Here is an 18,781-nt window from a genome sequence, read left to right on the forward strand (position 1 = left end):
GGCTTCCCATACTGTCGGCATCATGACCATCGATCGAGTACCGGTATCCGGCGGAGACATCGTCGTGGAAACTCACACTGGGACCAGTGAGCCCGTCCTCGTGGTGCACGGGGTCTCCAGCCAGCGCATGCTGTGGAGCTGGCTGCACGCGGAGTCGCCGCACCTGACCCTCGTCGCACCGGATCTGCGCGGCCGAGGTGACAGTGTGGATGTCACGGGACCGTCATCGCTGACACGGCACGCAGACGATCTGGACGCCGTCATGGATGCATTGGGACTCGACTCCGTGCACGTGTGCGGAATGTCGATGGGAGCGTTCGTGGCGGTCGAGTTCGCAGCCCGGTATCCGTCCCGGGTGAAGAGTCTCGTTCTTGTCGACGGGGGCGTGCCGGTACCACCGCCCGCCGGTCTCACACAGGACAACGTTGCGGCTGCCTTCGCAGACAAGATTGCTCGAACTCAGCAGCGGTGGAACGACATCGAGGATTACATCGAGTTCTTGGTGTCGACGTCGTTGCCGCTACTCGACCCGGCCGATCCGCTACTACGGACGTACGCCGAACACGATCTGGCCGACGGATCGATTCGACTGTCTTCGGCTGCGGTCGTCGCCGACGCCACGGACGTGTTCTTCGGCGCTTCACGATTCCGGGAACTGACGATGCCGATTCGATTCCTGCACGCGCAGTGGAGCATTGGTGCAGATTCCGCCCCGATGTACTCGCCCCAGGACATCGACGCGCTCGACCTGACATCCATCACCCCGATGCCTGGACTCGATCACGCAGGGACGATCATGACGTCGGTCGGTGCGGCTGCAGTGGGAGAAACGATCGACGAAGCAATCGATGCGGAGCCAGAAGGAGTCGGGCACTTCACCGATGCGTAGCAGAGGCGTCGGCCTCGAACGGTGCCCATGGGGTGTCTCGAAGCGCAGGACAGTGTTCGGGTGTCGGGTTGTGTGCAATGTCGATCATCCGATCGAGGACGTCACGCGTGGCGGCCAGATCGGCCATGGCCGCGGTGATTCGGTCTCGTTCGACTCTCATGATCTCGAAGGCCTCGGGCGAGCTCTGGCCGCTGTCTATACACGGCAGTAGTTGCAGAATCTTCCGACTCGAAAGACCAGCGGAGAAAAGTTGCTGGAGTAACTTCACGCGCTCGACGGCAGACTCAGGGTAGACGCGTTGTTCGCTGGAGGTACGTTCGGACGCCAGCAAGCCCTGCTCTTCGTAGTAGCGAAGAGCTCGCGTGCTCACTCCTGCCAGGTGTGCCACCTCGCCTATACGCATCCAGTATCTCCCTCGGAGGAATGTTTCGGTTCTTGGACTTGCCCTTGACGTTAACGTGAAGTTTTAGCCTTGTCGATGTCGGACCGATCAGGACCGAAAACACGAAAGTTCGCGAAGAAAGTAGGGTCCCCATGGACTTCTCCGACCAGATCGCGCTCGTCACCGGAGCCAACCGTGGCATCGGCCGTCACTTCGTCCTCGAACTGCTCGATCGAGGTGCGGAGAAAATCTACGCGACAGCTCGCAGACCAGAAACGCTCGACTTCGACGACAACCGGGTGGTTCCGTTGACGCTCGACTTGCTCGACAGCGAATCGGTGAGAGCAGCGGCGTCGACGGCGTCCGATGTCACACTGCTCGTCAACAATGCGGGCATCTCCACCGGTGCCGCGCTCGTCACCGGTGACCTCACCGAGGTTCGACGCGAGATGGACACACACTTCTGGGGCACACTGCACGTCATTCGGGCATTCGCCCCGGTACTCGCAGCACAGGGTGGCGGCTCGATCGTCAATATCTTGTCGGCTCTATCTTGGTTCGCCACAACGGGATCCGGGGCCTACTCTGCCGCGAAGGCCGCCGAATGGAACATGACGAACGGTGTACGCCTGGAACTGGCACCGCAGGGAACATTCGTACAGGGCGTACTTCTCGGCGCTGCAGATACCGACATCGCCGCCGGCTACGACGGACCGAAGATCGATCCCCGCACAGTGCCGCGTGCCGCCCTGGACGGTCTGGCGGCCGGCTCCATCGAAATCATCGTCGACGAATGGACCGCTATGGTGAAGTCCTCTCTCGCCGGCGATCCCGCAGCTTTCTATGCACAGATGGCCGAACTACTCGGAGCGAACTGACTTTCCATCCCAACTCCCGAACCCCAACCGAAAGGCACTGGGCGGGGCCATACGGATTCGATCCGAGAACTGTGGGGTGCACCGAACCGTTCGGTCGGGCGGAAGGGATGTGAGCGGCGAGGTGTCGCACTACGGAGCCGCTCTTTTCACGCTCGCCTAGGTTCGATCCCGAGCCAGGATGCGTTCGAGGTAGTCCAGGTCTTCGCGGAGCATGGAGATGGCCCGTTCGGGTCCCTCGGGTACGACGGGCTTGCCGCTGTCCTGGGCAACAGTGCGCAGTGCCATGTCGGCGAGTTGGACGGCCACGCTCCGATCGGCGTCCGGATCACCGCTCTGATGCCACCAGGCAACCCAGTTCAGCATGCCGATGATGCCGAGTGCCGCAGTACGCGGATCGACGGGCCTGAATTCCCCTGCCTTGACACCGCTTTCGACGACCGTCACGAACTCCTTGCGGACGTGTCGTCGACTCTGCTGGTAGGTCCGCGACATCTCCTCGGGGAGGTCGGCTTCCGACCTGATGATGAGCTTGAAGCGGTCGGCGGTCTCGGCCTGATTCAACGCCGAACGCGTAGGACACACGGTCTTATGGACTTTGAACAATCCCGATGCTCGAAATCCCATCTCCGAGGTCGACACAATCGAAGCCCTCGAAGACGCGGTCACCGCCGCTGATCGTGACCCCGACCTGCGGGTGGCAATCCTCACCGGTGCCGGCTCTGCATTCTCTTCCGGCGGCAACGTCAAGCACATGCGAGACAAAGAAGGAATGTTCGGCGGAACCCCCGCCGAACTGCGGCAGGGCTACCGACACGGCATTCAACGCATCCCCAAAGCGCTGTACCACTGCAAGATCCCAACCATTGCTGCCGTCAACGGTGCAGCAATCGGTGCCGGATTCGACCTGGCATTGATGTGCGATCTGCGGATCGCTTCGACCGCAGCATTATTCGCTGAGAGCTTCGTCAAAGTGGGCATCGTCCCCGGGGATGGCGGTGCGCGGCTGCTGCCCCGTGCCGTCGGATTGGCACGTGCCAGTGAACTCGCCTTCACCGGCGAAGCCATCGACGCCACGACCGCCCTCGCGTGGGGTGTCGTCTCCGCTGTAGTAGACCCGAGCGCACTGATCGACGAGGCTCACGCTCTCGCCGACCGAATCGCGGTCAACCCTCCACACGTGCTCAGGATGACCAAAAAGCCACTGCGCGAGGGGCAACATCAGTCTCTCGAGAGTCTGCTCGAACTGTCCGCGGCCATGCAGGCCATCGCACACCATACCGAGGATCATCATGAGGCCGTGGCAGCTCTGCTCGAACGTCGCGACGCTCGGTTCAGCGGCCGATGATCGCCCGACAGTAGGAATGATGAGCAAAGGTTTGGTGCTGTGCACCCCGGTACAGGGCCTCGAACTCGCCACCGATAGTCAGAACAGCGGATGTGGGTTCGTCGCGGTTTCGGGTAGGGCCTGGACAACGTCCCAGTGCTCGACGATCGATCCGTTTTCGAGCCGGTAGATGTCTGCTACCGCGAGGATCGGCCTACCCGGCACCGTTGCGCGAACATGCACGACCGCGAGGTCCTCCTCTACCACCATCCGCTGCACCTCGAAGTGAGCATCAGCGGTGAAAACGTGCTTCAGGTGGTCGATGGCTGCGGGTCGCCCGTCCGCAATTGCGGGATTGTGTTGGATGTAGTCCTCGGCAACAAATCTGTCGAACGCCGAAGGCACGTCTTTCTCGTAGTAGAAGAGCCGGACGAACTCTTCGACGATTTCACGTGTGGTGGGCGGAACGAGACTCATCATCGACCTTTCGAAAGTCAGGATTCGAATGCAGGCTGAGCCGAGCGAACGGAGGACAGTCGAGTCGCGGCAACAGCCACGACGAGCGTCACCGCGCCGACAACCAACAGGGCCGCGGACAGCCCGCCGACCACAGCGGCGACCCCCAGTACGATCAACGCCGAGAAAAATTGCCCGATGAACAGGCACGCAGTCCACGCTCCGGTTCCACGGCCGCGTTCGCCGAAGTCCAGGGTGCCGAGAACCCACGTCAGCAGCGTTGGAAGAAGGACACCACAACCCGCCGACGCGATCGCACCGCCCAGTGCCACCGCCAGGGGTGACGTAGCCAGTCCGATGATCGCTATGCCGATACCCGCGGCAGCGAATGCGCTCGGCAGCAACACCTTCGGGCCGAAAGCACCGAGACGCGTGAACGAGATCGCACCGACGGCCGTAGCAATGGCAACAAGTGCGCTCACCAACCCGATGGCGCCCGAACCCGTCATGCCCACGTCCGCGAGAGCGTACGGAATCTCGACGATCGGAACGTAGAAGACAATTCCGCCGAACAGCGTCACGGTCAAAGGGACGGCCAACGCAGCCCAGTCGACCGGGGGCAGCTTGGCGACGACGACGTTGCTCTCTCGGCGAGCGGGTGCCCAGAGGACAATCGGAACGAGCAGCGCGAAGAGTATGCCAACCGAGTACAGCCAGAACGGCGTGCGCCAACTCGACACCGCGAGAGCACCACCCAGTCCGATGAACAGAACGGCAGACAACGAACTGAAGACCACCTGTAGCCCGAGGTATCGGGCGCGGACCTTTCCGTCGAAGTAGTCAGCGATCAAAGTCGTGCAGCACGTCATGATCGCGGCCTCGGCGATTCCCACCCCAACCCTGGAGATGACGATCGCGCTCAGAGCATCGAGCCACAACGGTGCTGTGCCGCACAACGCGTAGATCACAAGTGCGATTTTGAGCAGTCGGAGCCGGCCGACTGCATCGACGATCCGTCCCGCCCCCAGCGCCAGGAGCCCCACCATCAGTGCAGGGGTTGTGACCACGAGCGGAACGAGCCACGTCGCCGAGGAATTGCCGGCGAACGCGTCGAGCATCTGAGGTTGAACCGGAGCGAGCAAAACAGCGCCGAGCACCGAGAGGCAGCTCATCGCGATGAGCAGAAACCCTTGACGGCGTCCAGCGATACGCATGGTGTCGGCAGTGATGCCCTGTCTGTCGGGCGATATTTCGTAGGTCATCGAGACTCCACAGATGTTGAGGGATGGACGAAGATCGGTCTGGCCACGCGATCGACATCAGTGTGTGCGGCAAGAACTTCATAAGGAAATAAGTTCTTGCGAGGTCCGCTATAACTCGCATTTATAGCGATTACGCGTCGACGCATAAATATGACTGATGGTGCACATCAGCTCTTTCGTATTCCCTGATGCGCTCGGACGCGCGAAGCTGGTCGAAACCACATCTCGTACGCAGTCGCAATCGGACCCGAACTCGTGAAAGAAGTTGAACTGGTGGACCTTGCATCGCTTTCCCTCCCCTCCTTCGCACTCGGTACGGCTCGAATCGACGGCGCGATTCACGCCGTCGCACTGACCAACATGAAGGTGCTCGACCTTGACAGCGTCGCAACACATCTGGGCTTGAACGTCCCGATCACCACTCGCGCTGTCATCGACGATTGGGATCGAGTTCTCCCGATCCTCAGAAACATTGCCCAGTCGCCGGACGGATCCTGGACACCATTGACCGAGGTCGAGGTCCTTGCCCCCATCGAGCCCCGGCAGATACTGCAGGCGGGCGCCAACTACCGCACCCATGTCATCGACCTGGCCGTCAAGCACGCCGATATCGCGAACGGCCGCACCGAGGAACAAGTTCGCGCCGAGACGGCGGAAATGATGGACAAGCGTGCCCGCGAGGGCGACCCGTACTTCTTCGTCGGTCTGCCGTCGGCCGTGACAGGCCCGTATGACGACGTCACTCTGCCCCCTGGGACGGAAAAAAACGACTGGGAGCTCGAACTCGCAGCGGTGGTAGGCCGACGGGCTCATCGCATCGGTGTCGACGATGCTCTCGATGCGATCGCCGGGTACACGATCGTCAACGACCTGACCACCCGAGAGCTGGTCTTCCGCCGCGATATGCCGCAGATCGGTACCGACTGGCTCCGGGCCAAGAACTCACCGGGATTCCTACCCGTCGGGCCGTGGATCGTGCCCCGCGACGAAGCCGGCGATGTGGCCGAACTCCGACTGACCTTGGAACTCAACGGGACGACCATGCAAGACGAATCGACCAAGGACATGCTGTTCGGCGTTGCCGAGCTGGTATCGGCAGTGTCGCAGACGGTGACCCTGCTACCCGGCGACCTCGTGCTCACGGGAAGTCCGGCCGGCAACGGTATGCACTGGGGGAGGTTGCTGCGGGACGGCGACGTCATGACGTCGACGATCACTGGTCTCGGCCATCAGCGGACGACAGTTGTCGGGAGTCCGCGATGACATCGGCAATCCACTCCGTGCTCGTCATCGGTGGCGGTATCGCCGGATGTGCAGCCGCCATCGGGTTGGCGGCCGGCGGCGTCGCCGTAGACCTGATCGAACGCGGACCGCGTTCGAATTCGAGCGGTTCAGGAATAACATTGCAAGGCAACGCATTGCGGGTACTTCGAACGCTGGGCGTGTGGGAGTCCGCTGCCGAGTGCGGTTTCGGGTTCGATACTCTCGGCCTCCGCGCACCTGACGGCACGGTTCTCGTCGAAATGAACGACGCACGTACGGGCGGACCTGATCTTCCCTCAACTTTGGGAATGGAACGACCGGTTCTCGCACGAATACTACGAGACGCCGCAGAAAATGCGGGCGTGAAGATACGCTTCGACACCTCTGCTGAGGTTCTCGCACAGGATGATTCGGGGGTGGACGTCGAATTCTCCGATGGTGATGCTCGTCGATACGACGTCGTCATCGGTGCCGACGGGTTACGGTCGACAACGCGACAGGCACTCGGTATTGAACTGGACACGACACCGACCGGAATGGGAATTTGGCGCCTCGTAGGCCCGCGGCCTGCGTCCGTCACCCGCACGGATCTGATCTACGGCGGCCCAGGGTACATAGCGGGTTACTGTCCCACCGGGGAAGATTCTCTGTATGCGTACATCGTAGAAGACGCTCAGGATCGCGCCTCGCTGACAAAGCAGCAGCAACTCGATGTCATGCGCGACCTCGCAGCGGGCTACCACGGACCGTGGGACGAAATCAGGTCGAGCCTCATCGATCCGGACGCGATCAACTACACCTGTTTCGAGAGCCACGTGCTCGAGGGACCATGGCACCGGGGCCGAGTCGTCCTGATCGGTGATGCTGCACATTGCTGCCCTCCCACACTCGCCCAGGGCGGAGCTCAAGCGCTGGAAGACGCGGCCGTCCTGACCGAATTGCTATTGGCGGCAGACACAGTCGACGACGAACTGTTCCGCATGTTTGTCGAGAGACGATTGCCACGGGCCAAGGAAGTCGTAGACGCGTCTGTCCGCATCAGTCGCTGGATGCTCGATCATGATACGAACGCCGATGTGCCGGGCCTGATGGGCCACATCGCAGCGTTGGTGAGCGAGCCGGCATGAGCACGCCGACGGTCGACGTTCACGCGCATGCGATCATCACCGACGTCGAAGCAGCAGTCACCGGACTCCCCGGTCTGGACGCGCACCGCGCGCTGGAAGCTGTGCGAAACGGAGCGGAATCGCTTGCCGTGTCGGGAAAAATGGTGGGATCGCGAATCCCCCAGCTCACCGACCTCGACCGCCGACTCCACGACATGGACGATGCAGGCATCGACGTCCAGGTCATCTCCCCCTCACCGTCCCAATACCACTACTGGGCGGACGTGGAACTATCGCAGACCATCACGCACTGCGCGAATCGCGGTATCGCCGCGCTCGTTGCCGAGGAACCGTCACGCCTACTGGGGCTCGGACTCGTTCCGCTGCAGCATCCCGACGCGATCGTGGCCGCACTCGACGACGCCGTACTCACCTGTGGTCTGAACGGTGTGGAGATATCGTCCTTCGCGCAGACGGCGCACGGCACGATCGAACTGTCCGACGCATCGCTGGAACCATTCTGGACCCGAGCCGAGGAACTCGGTGCGGTGGTGTTCCTCCATCCGTTCGGCTGTTCGCTCGATGCGCGACTGGATCGCTTCTACCTGTCCAATACAGTCGGCCAACCTACCGAGAACGCAGCTGCCCTGTCGCACCTGATCTTCTCCGGCACGCTCGACCGCCACCCAGCCCTCAAACTGGTTGTCGCGCATGGTGGCGGGTACCTGCCCACCTATCTGGGTAGATCCGATCACGCGTGGAAGGTCCGTCCGGAGGCTCGGCGCTGCGCGGAACCGCCCAGCAACTACCTACGGCGCTTGACCTTCGACTCGTTGGTCCACGGACCGAATCAACTTCGGGCTCTCGTCGACGCGGTCGGGGCAGAATCGGTCGTCCTGGGATCGGACTACCCGTTCGACATGGGAACAGAAAACCCGGTCGCAGAAGTGCACGCAGCAGGTTTACCGGAAACGACCATCGAACACGTACTCGGCGGCAACGCTGCCGCACTCGGATTACGCACCACCACAGTAGGAGTCACGCCATGACCAGAGCCGAGAATTACGCGCTCACCCACCTGCGTCACATCGATCTGGCTGTACCGGAATACCAGAAGGAGCTCGAATTCTACACCGGGCATTGGGGATTGACCGTCGCAGCGACCGACGGTGATGTCACCTATCTGGCCGCCGAGGGCTCGCCGGAACAGTACGTGGTCCGCATCCGAAAGGACAACGACAAACGATTGGACCTGGTCTCGTACGGTGCCGCCGATGCCGCCACTGTCGACACGGTCGCAGAAAGACTCGGACGGGACGGAGTCACGTTGGTTGGCGATCCGGACGTACTGCAGACGCCGGGTGGCGGATACGGGTTCCGATTCTTCGACAACGACGGCCGCACCATCGAGATCTCGTCCGATGTCGCCGTTCGTAAGCATCGAAAGATCGAAGAAGGCGAATCGATCCCGGTCAAACTCTCGCATGTTGTACTCAACACCCCGAACCCCGAAGAGACAGTTGCGTTCTACGACAAGCACTTCGGATTCCGGTTGTCCGACACGCTCATGCACCCTCGCATGGGCAACATGATGTGGTTTCTGCGTACCAACAGGCAGCACCACAGCATGGCGGTGGCGCGTGGACCCCACGTCGCCTTGCACCACGCCTCCTTCGAACTCCGTGGAATCGACGAGTACATGAGAGGGACCGGCAGGATGTTGCGTGCCGGTGTCGAGAAGATTTGGGGGCCCGGACGGCATCAGGCGGGTAACAACACGTTCACGTACTTCCTCGACCCCAACGGAAACACGATGGAGTACACCACCGAACTCGAAATTCTGGACGAAGACACCTGGCACCCGCACCTGCTGGATTTCTCGACTCCCGAGGTCTCCGATCAGTGGGGCACCGCCAACGCCATGAACGAGTTCGTGGCACAGCAATCATTCAACGACCCCGACAAGGGCTTGTTCGTGGCACCACCGCTATGAAGTTCGCGACCTTCAGACACCACGGATCCACCCACACGGGTGTCGTCGACGCCGATGCGGTGCACCCAATCGGGTCCGTCGACAGCATGCTCGAGCTCCTCCGCGGTGGACTCGACGCGGCACTCGTCCTCGGGAAATCTGCACTCCGATCTTCGGCAATTCCACTGTCGGACGTCGTCTTACAGGCACCACTGGTGCCACCGACCATCCGCGACTTCGTGACCTTCGAGGAACACGTCGCGGGGGTGCGCCGCAGCATCGACGGAGCCGAAGGAGTGGTCGACGCTTGGTACGAGGCACCGAGGTTCTACTTCACCAATCCCTACGCCGTCATCGGTCCCGGCGACTCGGTGTTGGCGCCGCGCGACACCAGAGCACTCGACTTCGAACTGGAGGTTGCCGCGGTGGTGGGGCGTTCGGGATCCAGTTGCACCGTGGAGCAGGCCCGCGATCACATATTCGGCTACACGATTCTCAACGATTGGTCCGCCCGCGATATTCAGGGTCGAGAGATGCAGGTGAACCTGGGGCCCTCGAAAGGCAAGGACTTCGCCAACACACTGGGACCTTGGATCGTGACGGCAGACGAGCTCGATCGTCATCGCGACGAGGATGGCTTTCTACACCTCGACTGTTCCGTCACCGTCAACGGTGCACTGGTGGGCCACGATTCGTTGGCCAACATGGCGTGGACGTTCGATGCAATGGTGGCGTACGCATCACGCGACACCTGGATACATCCCGGAGACGTACTCGGTTCCGGCACCGTAGGCAACGGCGGATGTCTCGCCGAATTGTGGGGACGAAGCGGCGAGCGGACTCCCCCGCCGCTGCTACCGGGCGATGTCGTCACACTCACCGTCGACAGCATCGGGTCGGTCACCAACACCATCGGTCGATCGACTACAGCACCCATCGTTCCGCCCGCGAGACGCGCCGACCACGAACGACCTGCGAGATAGGGAAAAGATGACTGTGCAACGGATTCCGCAAACACGACTCGACCGAACGGACCCTGCAGGGGCGATTGCGGCCTCGGCGCAGCGTAACCGAAACTGGAACCGCTGGGGCGCAGATGATGTGCGCGGAACCATGAACTTCCTTACCGACGAGATTCGCGCCGATGCAGCCGGGTTGATCGGACGCGGAGCATCGTTTTCACTGTCGCAGAGTTTCGATATGGACGGCCCGCAGAAGGGGTGGCGACGACGCACCAACCCGGTCCACACGATGTTGGACACCGGTACCGACGCTGCAGCGGGCGTACAAAGATTTCCGCACGGGATCGGTGGTGCCGATGATGTGGTGGCCATGCCGCTGCAGTGCTCGACTCAATGGGACGGGCTCGGCCATATCTTCGACCACGGCAGAGCGTGGAATGGAAGGGCAGCAGACGAAGTCGTCACCTCCCTGGGGGACAATGTCACCGGAATCGAGACAGTGGCGAACGGGGTGGTGGGCCGCGGGGTTCTGCTCGACGTCGCCCGTCATCTGACGCCGGACGGAGAACTCCCCGACGGATTCGCCGTCACCACCGACCACCTCCTCAGCACGATCGAGGCGCAGGGTGTCACATCCGAAGTGAGGACAGGTGATCTCGTGCTCGTTCGCACCGGCCAACTCTCGCGAGCTCGACGCGAGGGGTGGGGCGACTATGCAGGCGGTGCGGCACCCGGGCTGTCCTTCACCACCGCAGACTGGCTGCACGACAGCGAAATTGCGGCCATCGCGACCGACACCTGGGGGTTCGAAGTCCGCCCGAACGAGTTCGACGATGCATTCCAGCCGCTGCATCAGGTGGCGATTCCCAACATCGGACTGTTCATCGGCGAGATGTGGGACCTCGATGCGCTCGCCGACGACTGCGCGGAGGACGGCGTATACGAGTTTTTCCTCACCGCCGCGCCCATACCTTTCACCGGGGCTGTCGGCTCCCCGGTCAATCCGATCGCTGTCAAATGACAGGACGCCTGAGCGGAAAGGTCGCAGTCATCACCGGAACCGCGGGCGGCCAGGGTCGAGCTGCGGCACTACTGTTCGCGGCCGAGGGTGCCACCGTGGTCGGATGCGACGTCGATGCCACCGGAGCAGAAGAAACGGTCGCCATGGTCCGCGCGGCCGGTGGCACCATGTCCAGTACTCATCCCCTCGACCTGACCGACGATCGCCAGGTAGGCAATTGGATGTACTCGATCGGAGTCGAGCACGGCAGAGTAGATGTTCTCTACGCAAACGCCGGCGCGACGAGGTTCTCGGCGATCGGTGACACCTCGCACCTGGAGTGGAAGTTCGTACTCGACCACGAACTCGATCTGGTGTTCCTCCCGATCAACCACGGTTGGTCGTTGCTGGCCAGGAGCTCTGCCCCAAGCATCGTTCTGGTCGGATCCACGGCCGGTGTCAGTGGATCGTCCACCAACACGCGCCTGGCACACACGGCCACCAAGGGCGCGGTCATCGCGATGACCAAACAACTTGCAGCAGAGGGTGCCCCGCACGGAATCCGAGCGAACTGTGTCAGCCCCGGCATGATTCGAACCCCAGCAACCGAAGGCGATCTGTTGGCCCCCGGGCATCCGATGAATCGGATAGCCGAGAAGATTCCTCTCCGCCGAATCGGGACACCGGACGAGGTGGTGCAGTGCGCGCTGTTCCTCGCATCGGACGAGGCGTCGTATGTCACGGGATCCAACCTGATGGTGGACGGAGGCTGGTCAGCGGTTCTGCCAGGCTGAGCCTGACTTACCCGGACGATTCAGCAGGGCCAGTTGCCATGTCCGCTGCCCGAACTACGAGGTCGCGAAAGTAGACGTGCTCGGGATCTCGTTCGTACACCGGGTGCCACCACATTGCTTCCACTAATGGGGCGACCTCCACCGGGCACGGCAGGGTTCGAATGCCGACATTGAGCGGCATCAGCCGAACCAGCCGCTCCTGTAGCAAGGCTATGCGTGCACTCCCTGCAATCAAAGACGGCACGGACAGAAAGCTTTCGGTGATGACTTGCACCCGGGGTTCGATGCCCAGCATCCGGAGCTGTCGAGCTGCAGGGGTCGATGCCGTCTGTCCGTGGTAGACGAGCACCCACGGAAAAGTTCGTAGCTGCTCATCGGAAATCGAATCGCGGACCGAATCATTATCCGTCGACAATGCGATCACCCATTCGTCGCGGTACAAATCGGTGTGCGGCAAATCGGTGATGAACCCGTGAGGCATCAGTAGTACATCGGAGCCCAGCAGCGTGCGATCGGCATGCCCCACCTGATCCGGGCTCGTCGGTGCGAATCTCAGTGTGGCCCCAGGTGCCTCTTCGGTGAGCAACGAAACCAAAGTATCACCGAGGACACTGATTCCGTAATCGCTTACCAGCATGGAGAATTCGCGAGTTGTCTCGGTCGGATCGAACTCGGGCTGGGCCGAGAAAACACGCTCCACTCCGTCCAAAGCCAGCCGAACCCGTCCGCGCAGTTCGGAGGCCAAGGGGGTAAGTCGATAGTCGTTTCCCACCCGATACAGCAGCTCATCGTTGAAATGGCGACGTAGCCGTGCCAGCGACGCCGACAACGCGGGCTGACTCAACCCCAAATGCTGAGCTGACTTCGTAACGCTCCGACTCTGGAGCAATACATCCAGAGACACAAGCAAATTCAGATCGAGATTTGCAAGACCGCTGACACTGCGCATACTCGAAGCCTAGACAAGTACCGATACCTCTGCAGCCAGTCGGGCATCAGTCATGCCGCCAAGTGGAAGTTCGCTGTCACCGAAGAACACCCCGGATCTGTCGCCCTTCCGAATGCGAGCCACGCTGCAGCCTGATGACGTTGGCTCGCCACTAGTCGAAAAGGCCGTTGCCGAGTTCTCTCGACTGCGTTGCTCTTTTGATTTACGCACCTCACGGGACTTCGAGATGCACAGCAATATCTGAACGAAGTCGCCTATTCGCTGCAGCGGGTCTGGAGATTCGTCGTGTGTCCGAGCGCCTGCCGGAATACGCTTAAATGCAGTTCTTTCCGGCGATTCCCGGTCACTAGCCACTGGAACCGCCTCGCGTAATTTCCGTTCGCCACCGCAGGTTGGCTCGGATCGCGTCTCCGACGCTTGCCGTGAAATCGGAAGCAACCTCCGCCGAATCATTCAGTGCGGGTACGACTTCCGCCATCGGTCGGCGAGTCGGGTCGATCGAACGCCCGGTGCTCGCCAATCCGAGAACTGTGGGGTGCGCCGAACCGTTCGGTCAGGCGGAGGGGACTGCCCGGAGTTGCAGGGGCACGTTGTCGGCCAAGAACGTCAGTTGATCTCGAATCACCGAGGAGAACAGTGGATCGACGTACGGGTCGAAATGACCGCCCGAGTAGACGCGTACCGTGGCTTTGCGCACTTTCCCCGCGGCGCGTTGTGCGACGGACGCCGGGGTGACGGAATCATCGGACGCAATCTGCACCAGCGTGGGGCAGTCGATCGCGGACATCGTACTGCCCGGGGAATACCGCCAGATCCTCAACAGTATCCGGGCCGCCACGGTCTCGGGGTAGTCGCCGTCCTTCAGGTCGGACTCGAGCACCAAGCGGTCGCGCCCTTTCATCGCGTCGGGTGACACCATCACTGCGCGAGCCCCCGGCAGCCCGACACTGTCGACGTAGCGCGGCGATCGCCCGAGCACAGCGCGGACGCTGTCGGTGATGGCGGCTGGTGCCAGCCGCAACGCCTGCCGGAACCCGGTCGCGCGAACGGCGGCGATGCCGTCGACGTGGGGCACCTGGGCGATGACCGCTGCAAACCGAATGCCGTTGCCCGCCAAAGTGAGTACGTGGCCACCGGCGAACGATGTACCCCATCCGACGATTCGGTTCTCGCCGACCCCGTCGAGCGAGCGAGCAAAGTCGACTGCGCTTCGCCAATCGGCAAGCTGCGAACCCACATCCAACATTTGGCGCGGTTCGCCGTCGCTGTCCCCGAAGAACCGATAGTCGAAGACGCAGACCACGTAACCAGCCTCGACGAAACGCTCGGCGTACGCGTACAGGCGCATCGCCCGAGGAGTGCCGAATCCGTGCGCCATCACGATTGCCGGCCGTGCCTCGGCGGCGGACCCAGCGGGACGAAAGACCGTTGCTGCGCATCGAACTCCGTCCGACATGAACGATGTTTCGGCACGGGTGAAGCCGGTGTGGTTGCCGGTGGTCATGCGTTCGTCTCTCTGTTCTCCAGCAGCACGGTGATCGGATCTCACAGCTTGAAAGGGTTGAGGGTTTTGCCGAGGTAGTAGCCGATGCGAGTCGGAATCGGCTTCGCGGCAGCAGCAGTCACCTTGTTGACCATTCCGGGCACGCACACCGGCGTGCCGTTGTTCACTGCCCGCCATCCCTCTCGGACAACGTCCTCGGGCGACTGCCACAGCAGAGAGGGCAGCTTGGAGGTCGCTGCATCTCGGGTTCCCATTACGTCGTGGAACTCACTGTGGGTGAAACCAGGGCAGAGCGCAGTCACGTGGATGCCGTGCGGGCGCAACTCCATGTCGAGTGCTTGCGACATGTCGAGCACATAGGACTTGATTCCGGTGTACAGCAGACTCGCACCAGGTGGCAGCAACGCCGCCAACGACGACAGATTCACGATTCGGCCGTACCCGCGTTCTTTCATGCCGGGCACCGTGAGATGAGCGAGTTCGGTGACGGCAGTGATCATCACCTGTATTTCCGCGGCGTGTGCGTCGAACGGCGCATCTGCAAACGTGGAGTTCCCCGACATGCCCGCGTTGTTGACGAGGATGTCGACGTCGACGCCGAGGGATTTCGTTTCGTCGACGATGGCCCGGGGCGCAGAGCGATCGGCGAGGTCCGCGGGCACGACGTCGCATCGCACATCGTGCTGGGACGACAGCTCGTCCGCCAGTGCGATGAGTCGGTCCTCGCGCCGCGCGACGAGAACGAGGTTGTGCCCCTCGGCCGCGAGGTGTCGAGCAAATGCCGCGCCTATGCCCGCTGATGCTCCGGTGATCAGCGCGGTTCTTCCGGTCTTCGACATCGACGAGCCTCCACTCTCTTGAACGGTATCCAAGGACGGTAGCAGGCTCTTGAAGACCATTCAAGATATAGTTGTTCCTATGCCGAAGAACCGCGGACTTCACGACAGGGAGAGCAAGCGAGAGGACATCGTGCACGCCGCCCGCGAAATGTTCGTATCCGACGGCTTCGACCGCACCTCGATCAGCCGTCTGGCGAAAGCAGCGGGCGTCACCGCGAATACGCTGTACTGGTACTTCGGCGACAAGGACGACATCCTGGTCGCTGTTCTGACGGCCATCGCCGCCGAGGACGCCACGGATTACCTCCAGATCGTCGATCTACCGCTGGCCGACCGGCTGTACTGGCTGGTGGAGCGGCTTCGGAGAGTCGGCCCATTGGTCTCCACGGTGCACGATCGGGTGGCCGAGTCGGAGGCCATCGATCAGTGGCACAACGGGTTTCATGCCTTCGCGGAATCGCTGTTCGCCGCCGATATCGAGGCTGCAGGCCTATCCGGTGAGGCGGCCGATGCCATGCTCCGCATCGGTACGTTCGTCGTCGAGGGCTTGCTGACTCACGCAGCGTCGCCCGAAGTCTCCCGCGCAGTCATCGAGCAACTCGTCGACACCATCGCACCCGCACCAGGAAGCAATCCACTATGAGTACCGAACCCGATACCGCGTCGACCGGTCGTCTGCGAGTGGCAGCCGACCACGCCGACTCGGAATCGATCATCGCGATTCCCAGCATGGACCCGTTCTATCGGGCCCCTGCCGGATTCGAGCGCGCGGAGCCGGGGACCGTGTTGCGGTCCCGCGAGGTGACCCTCGGGTTGTTCGGTGTCATTCGGCAGAAGGTGTCGGCGTGGCAACTTCTGTACCGGACCACCAGCCTCGAGGGGGCAGCGCGCGTCGCGGTCACGACGGTGATTCTTCCGGTCGGGTGCCGAGCGCGACCGCAGCGCGCTCTGCTGTCCTATCAGTGCGCGATCGACGCCGTGTCGGATCGATGCTTCCCGTCCTACGTCCTGCGGGCGGGCGCTCGAGCCGTCGGCTCAGTACCGCAGTTCGAGTTCATGATCATCCTGTACGCACTGCGCCGCGGATGGGTTCTGTCCCTTCCCGATCACGAGGGCATGAACGGACAGTGGGGAGCACCGATCGAGCCCGGCTACTGCACACTCGACGGCGTCCGCGCGGCACTGTCTTTCGAGCCGCTCGACCTCGCAGCCACCACCCCTGTCGCACTGTGGGGGTACTCGGGTGGCGGATTGGCGACGTCATGGGCCGCGGAGGCTGCAGCCGACTACGCCCCTGAACTCGACATCGTCGGCGCTGCACTCGGATCGCCCGTCGGCGATCCCGGATCTGCATTTTCCCGCCTCAACGGCACGGTTTTCGCGGCGCTGCCCGCGATGGTGGTGGAGGGCCTCCGTCGCACCTATCCCGTACTCGACCGCCTCGTTCGCGAACACGTTGCTGCGGCGGGGCTCGAAACCCTCTCATCCCTGCACCGCAAAACGACAGTGCACGCCGTCATGTCCATGGTGATGCACGATCTGGAGCGACACCTCGATATCCCGATGGCAGACCTTCTGGCGACACCCGAGATGGTGCGAATTTTTCGGGATATCCAACCTGGCAAGACAGCACCCAACTTTCCGCTTCTCGTGGTGCAGGCAGTGCATGATCCGATGATCGACGTGGACGACGTCGACGGGCAAGTACGCCGCTACCGCGCTGCGGGGGCGAACGTCACGTACATCCGTGATCGCCTCAGCGAACACCTGTCGCTGCACCCGATCGCAGCCCCCGTCACTCTTGATTGGCTCTCGGATCGCTTCGCGGGCAAGCCGACCGACGAATCGTCGACGAACACCGTGTGGTCGCTGGCGGGATCTTTGCCCGGGTTGCGGGGATTGCTCGGACTGGCTGTGTCCACCGGACGCGCATTCGCCGGCCGGATCGGTTGAGCGACAATGACAGAGCGGCAACGATGACGGTCCGAGAGGTCGGTCACTCGGCCGACGACGTAGACAGAAACAACCGGAGATCCGCGGCAAGACGCACCGGCTCCTCCATCGCCGCAAAGTGACCACCGTGATCCGGGACCTCGCTCCAGTGCACGATGTCGAACTCTTGTTCCGCGAGGTGCCTGATGCCGATGTCGTGCGCGAACATGATGGCACCCACCGGTTGCGACGGTTTAGCCTTCGGACCATCCCAGGCTCCACCCTCGGCCGCGTAGACCGTGTAGGCGGCGCTACCGGCGCTCCGAGTCAACCAGTACAGGGTGACGTGGGCGAGTATCCGATTGCGGCCGAGGGCACCATCCGGTTCCGCGTCGAACGGATAAGTCCACGCGCGGAATTTGTCCAGCATCCATGACAACTGACCGATGGGACTGTCGGTCAGAGCAGCACCGAGAAGTTGCGGACGCGTCGACTGGATGGAGATGTACCCGAACTCCGACTCCATGAACTGGCCCACACGTCGATAGCGGTCCAATTCGGTTTCGGTGCAACGTTTCTGCTCTGCCTCGTCGGGTTCCTGGAAGGGTGCGCCGATGGACCCGTTGACATGAATGGCGGCGCAGTGGTCCGGATCGAGACGACCCATCGCCGGTGCGACTCCGGCACCGTAATCACCGCCCTGCACTACATAGGACCCGTATCCGAGGAAACTCATCAACTCCACGAACGCTTGGGCCACGCGATCGGTACTCCACCCGCCGTCGGACAGCGGCGTCGAGAATGCGAATCCGGGGACGGATGGCACGATCACGTCGAAGGCTTGAAGGTCGGCGTCGTCCGGCTCGGTCAGCAGTGGGACGAGGTCGAGGAATTCGAGGTACGACCCCGGCCATCCGTGGCACAGCAGCACGGGAGTGGAGTCGGCTCGCGACGACCGCACGTGAAGGTAGTGGATGCGCTGCCCGTCGATCTCCACCATGTACTGAGGGAACGACGCGAGCTGCTTCTCCACCTCTCGCCAGCTGAAGTCGTCGACCCAGGTGGTCGCCATCGAACGGAGCACGGACACAGGCACTCCAGTAGTCCAGTCGTCGGCACCGAGGGGTTCGGGCAGACGTGCGTCCCGAACACGACGGGCTAGGTCGTCGAGCTCGGATTGCGGAACGTCGACAACGAACGGGGTGGGAGGCTCAGTGATTGTCATGACGTCATCGTGCAAGGTATCGCGGACAGCGGTGGTCCTGAATT

General features: G+C 62.2%; 20 protein-coding genes. 12 read left to right on the forward strand and 8 right to left on the reverse strand.

Features of this window, described 5'->3' with window-relative positions; genetic code table 11:
- Positions 1–22: 22 nt before the first annotated feature.
- Positions 23–889: an alpha/beta fold hydrolase gene (locus CH286_RS02085; RefSeq protein WP_094608196.1), complete on the forward strand. Its 867-nt coding sequence runs from the start codon at positions 23–25 to the stop codon at positions 887–889.
- On the opposite strand, the gene CH286_RS02090 is transcribed toward CH286_RS02085, so the two are convergent.
- The gene (locus tag CH286_RS02090; protein WP_094608197.1) at positions 876–1,292 is read right to left on the reverse strand and encodes a MerR family transcriptional regulator; all 417 of its coding nucleotides are present in this window, start codon (positions 1,290–1,292) and stop codon (positions 876–878) included. The two genes, CH286_RS02085 and CH286_RS02090, sit on opposite strands and share 14 nt — an antisense overlap.
- A gap of 131 nt (positions 1,293–1,423) precedes the next feature.
- Between CH286_RS02090 and CH286_RS02095 the strand changes: the two genes are divergently transcribed.
- Positions 1,424–2,149 carry an SDR family oxidoreductase gene (locus CH286_RS02095; RefSeq protein WP_094608198.1) on the forward strand — a complete coding sequence of 242 codons (726 nt, stop codon included), beginning with the start codon at positions 1,424–1,426 and terminating at the stop codon, positions 2,147–2,149.
- Between the two features lie 156 nt (positions 2,150–2,305).
- Here CH286_RS02095 and CH286_RS02100 read toward each other — a convergent pair whose 3' ends face one another.
- Entirely contained in the window at positions 2,306–2,710 is a 405-nt protein-coding gene (locus CH286_RS02100; RefSeq protein ID WP_094608199.1) for a TetR/AcrR family transcriptional regulator C-terminal domain-containing protein, read from the reverse strand.
- Between the two features lie 34 nt (positions 2,711–2,744).
- Between CH286_RS02100 and CH286_RS02105 the strand changes: the two genes are divergently transcribed.
- Positions 2,745–3,494: a crotonase/enoyl-CoA hydratase family protein gene (locus CH286_RS02105; protein WP_094608200.1), complete on the forward strand. Its 750-nt coding sequence runs from the start codon at positions 2,745–2,747 to the stop codon at positions 3,492–3,494.
- A 78-nt stretch (positions 3,495–3,572) separates the two neighbouring features.
- Here CH286_RS02105 and CH286_RS02110 read toward each other — a convergent pair whose 3' ends face one another.
- Positions 3,573–3,950, reverse strand: coding sequence for a nuclear transport factor 2 family protein (locus tag CH286_RS02110; protein WP_165430194.1), 378 nt, complete (start codon positions 3,948–3,950; stop codon positions 3,573–3,575).
- Between the two features lie 17 nt (positions 3,951–3,967).
- Entirely contained in the window at positions 3,968–5,191 is a 1,224-nt protein-coding gene (locus tag CH286_RS02115; protein WP_037155509.1) for an MFS transporter, read from the reverse strand.
- A gap of 255 nt (positions 5,192–5,446) precedes the next feature.
- On the opposite strand from CH286_RS02115, the gene CH286_RS02120 reads away from it, so the two are divergent.
- Genes CH286_RS02120 through CH286_RS02150 form a run of 7 tightly spaced genes read left to right on the forward strand, consistent with a single transcriptional unit; the run spans position 5,447 to position 12,288 of the window.
- Positions 5,447–6,454: a fumarylacetoacetate hydrolase family protein gene (locus CH286_RS02120; protein ID WP_217902895.1), complete on the forward strand. Its 1,008-nt coding sequence runs from the start codon at positions 5,447–5,449 to the stop codon at positions 6,452–6,454.
- Positions 6,451–7,581 (forward strand): FAD-dependent monooxygenase, encoded by a 1,131-nt coding sequence (locus CH286_RS02125; RefSeq protein ID WP_032404188.1) that lies wholly within the window; start codon positions 6,451–6,453, stop codon positions 7,579–7,581. The genes CH286_RS02120 and CH286_RS02125 overlap by 4 nt, the downstream gene beginning before the upstream one ends.
- Complete coding sequence (locus tag CH286_RS02130) at positions 7,578–8,609, forward strand: amidohydrolase family protein (protein ID WP_032404189.1); 1,032 nt, start codon at positions 7,578–7,580, stop codon at positions 8,607–8,609. The genes CH286_RS02125 and CH286_RS02130 overlap by 4 nt, the downstream gene beginning before the upstream one ends.
- Positions 8,606–9,553: a VOC family protein gene (locus CH286_RS02135; RefSeq protein ID WP_032404190.1), complete on the forward strand. Its 948-nt coding sequence runs from the start codon at positions 8,606–8,608 to the stop codon at positions 9,551–9,553. The genes CH286_RS02130 and CH286_RS02135 overlap by 4 nt, the downstream gene beginning before the upstream one ends.
- Positions 9,550–10,515 carry a fumarylacetoacetate hydrolase family protein gene (locus CH286_RS02140; RefSeq protein ID WP_094608201.1) on the forward strand — a complete coding sequence of 322 codons (966 nt, stop codon included), beginning with the start codon at positions 9,550–9,552 and terminating at the stop codon, positions 10,513–10,515. Before CH286_RS02135 ends, CH286_RS02140 begins: the two co-directional genes overlap by 4 nt.
- Positions 10,516–10,522: 7 nt before the next feature.
- Positions 10,523–11,515, forward strand: coding sequence for a cyclase family protein (locus CH286_RS02145; protein WP_094608202.1), 993 nt, complete (start codon positions 10,523–10,525; stop codon positions 11,513–11,515).
- Positions 11,512–12,288 carry an SDR family NAD(P)-dependent oxidoreductase gene (locus CH286_RS02150; RefSeq protein ID WP_037155502.1) on the forward strand — a complete coding sequence of 259 codons (777 nt, stop codon included), beginning with the start codon at positions 11,512–11,514 and terminating at the stop codon, positions 12,286–12,288. Before CH286_RS02145 ends, CH286_RS02150 begins: the two co-directional genes overlap by 4 nt.
- Before the next feature lie 7 nt (positions 12,289–12,295).
- Here CH286_RS02150 and CH286_RS02155 read toward each other — a convergent pair whose 3' ends face one another.
- From CH286_RS02155 to CH286_RS02165, 3 genes are all read right to left on the reverse strand, one after another.
- Positions 12,296–13,237 (reverse strand): LysR family transcriptional regulator, encoded by a 942-nt coding sequence (locus tag CH286_RS02155; RefSeq protein ID WP_037155501.1) that lies wholly within the window; start codon positions 13,235–13,237, stop codon positions 12,296–12,298.
- 553 nt (positions 13,238–13,790) lie between these two features.
- Positions 13,791–14,741 (reverse strand): alpha/beta hydrolase, encoded by a 951-nt coding sequence (locus CH286_RS02160; RefSeq protein ID WP_037155500.1) that lies wholly within the window; start codon positions 14,739–14,741, stop codon positions 13,791–13,793.
- A 41-nt stretch (positions 14,742–14,782) separates the two neighbouring features.
- On the reverse strand, positions 14,783–15,580 hold the full coding sequence (locus tag CH286_RS02165; protein ID WP_094608365.1) for an SDR family NAD(P)-dependent oxidoreductase: 798 nt from the start codon (positions 15,578–15,580) through the stop codon (positions 14,783–14,785).
- A 79-nt stretch (positions 15,581–15,659) separates the two neighbouring features.
- Here CH286_RS02165 and CH286_RS02170 point away from each other — a divergent pair, with 79 nt between their 5' ends.
- Positions 15,660–16,223 carry a TetR/AcrR family transcriptional regulator gene (locus CH286_RS02170; RefSeq protein WP_255182541.1) on the forward strand — a complete coding sequence of 188 codons (564 nt, stop codon included), beginning with the start codon at positions 15,660–15,662 and terminating at the stop codon, positions 16,221–16,223.
- Positions 16,220–17,533, forward strand: a complete 1,314-nt coding sequence (locus CH286_RS02175; protein ID WP_094608203.1) for a lipase family protein — start codon at positions 16,220–16,222, stop codon at positions 17,531–17,533. The genes CH286_RS02170 and CH286_RS02175 overlap by 4 nt, the downstream gene beginning before the upstream one ends.
- A gap of 43 nt (positions 17,534–17,576) precedes the next feature.
- On the opposite strand, the gene CH286_RS02180 is transcribed toward CH286_RS02175, so the two are convergent.
- Positions 17,577–18,737, reverse strand: a complete 1,161-nt coding sequence (locus CH286_RS02180) for an epoxide hydrolase family protein (protein ID WP_094608204.1) — start codon at positions 18,735–18,737, stop codon at positions 17,577–17,579.
- Positions 18,738–18,781: the final 44 nt, after the last annotated feature.

This window comes from Rhodococcus sp. WWJCD1 (assembly GCF_002258735.1).
GTDB lineage: Bacteria > Actinomycetota > Actinomycetes > Mycobacteriales > Mycobacteriaceae > Rhodococcoides.

Excerpts from the sequence above, each read along its gene's own strand:
- CH286_RS02090 (WP_094608197.1), bottom strand. The coding sequence starts at position 1,292 with ATGCGTATAGGCGAGGTGGCACACCTGGCAGGAGTGAGCACGCGAGCT.
- CH286_RS02085 (WP_094608196.1), top strand. The coding sequence starts at position 23 with ATGACCATCGATCGAGTACCGGTATCCGGCGGAGACATCGTCGTGGAA.
- CH286_RS02115 (WP_037155509.1), bottom strand. The coding sequence starts at position 5,191 with ATGACCTACGAAATATCGCCCGACAGACAGGGCATCACTGCCGACACC.
- CH286_RS02180 (WP_094608204.1), bottom strand. The coding sequence starts at position 18,737 with ATGACAATCACTGAGCCTCCCACCCCGTTCGTTGTCGACGTTCCGCAA.
- CH286_RS02145 (WP_094608202.1), top strand. The coding sequence starts at position 10,523 with ATGACTGTGCAACGGATTCCGCAAACACGACTCGACCGAACGGACCCT.
- CH286_RS02095 (WP_094608198.1), top strand. The coding sequence starts at position 1,424 with ATGGACTTCTCCGACCAGATCGCGCTCGTCACCGGAGCCAACCGTGGC.
- CH286_RS02135 (WP_032404190.1), top strand. The coding sequence starts at position 8,606 with ATGACCAGAGCCGAGAATTACGCGCTCACCCACCTGCGTCACATCGAT.
- CH286_RS02170 (WP_255182541.1), top strand. The coding sequence starts at position 15,660 with ATGCCGAAGAACCGCGGACTTCACGACAGGGAGAGCAAGCGAGAGGAC.
- CH286_RS02160 (WP_037155500.1), bottom strand. The coding sequence starts at position 14,741 with ATGACCACCGGCAACCACACCGGCTTCACCCGTGCCGAAACATCGTTC.
- CH286_RS02130 (WP_032404189.1), top strand. The coding sequence starts at position 7,578 with ATGAGCACGCCGACGGTCGACGTTCACGCGCATGCGATCATCACCGAC.
- CH286_RS02125 (WP_032404188.1), top strand. The coding sequence starts at position 6,451 with ATGACATCGGCAATCCACTCCGTGCTCGTCATCGGTGGCGGTATCGCC.
- CH286_RS02175 (WP_094608203.1), top strand. The coding sequence starts at position 16,220 with ATGAGTACCGAACCCGATACCGCGTCGACCGGTCGTCTGCGAGTGGCA.
- CH286_RS02140 (WP_094608201.1), top strand. The coding sequence starts at position 9,550 with ATGAAGTTCGCGACCTTCAGACACCACGGATCCACCCACACGGGTGTC.
- CH286_RS02155 (WP_037155501.1), bottom strand. The coding sequence starts at position 13,237 with ATGCGCAGTGTCAGCGGTCTTGCAAATCTCGATCTGAATTTGCTTGTG.
- CH286_RS02150 (WP_037155502.1), top strand. The coding sequence starts at position 11,512 with ATGACAGGACGCCTGAGCGGAAAGGTCGCAGTCATCACCGGAACCGCG.
- CH286_RS02110 (WP_165430194.1), bottom strand. The coding sequence starts at position 3,950 with ATGAGTCTCGTTCCGCCCACCACACGTGAAATCGTCGAAGAGTTCGTC.
- CH286_RS02165 (WP_094608365.1), bottom strand. The coding sequence starts at position 15,580 with ATGTCGAAGACCGGAAGAACCGCGCTGATCACCGGAGCATCAGCGGGC.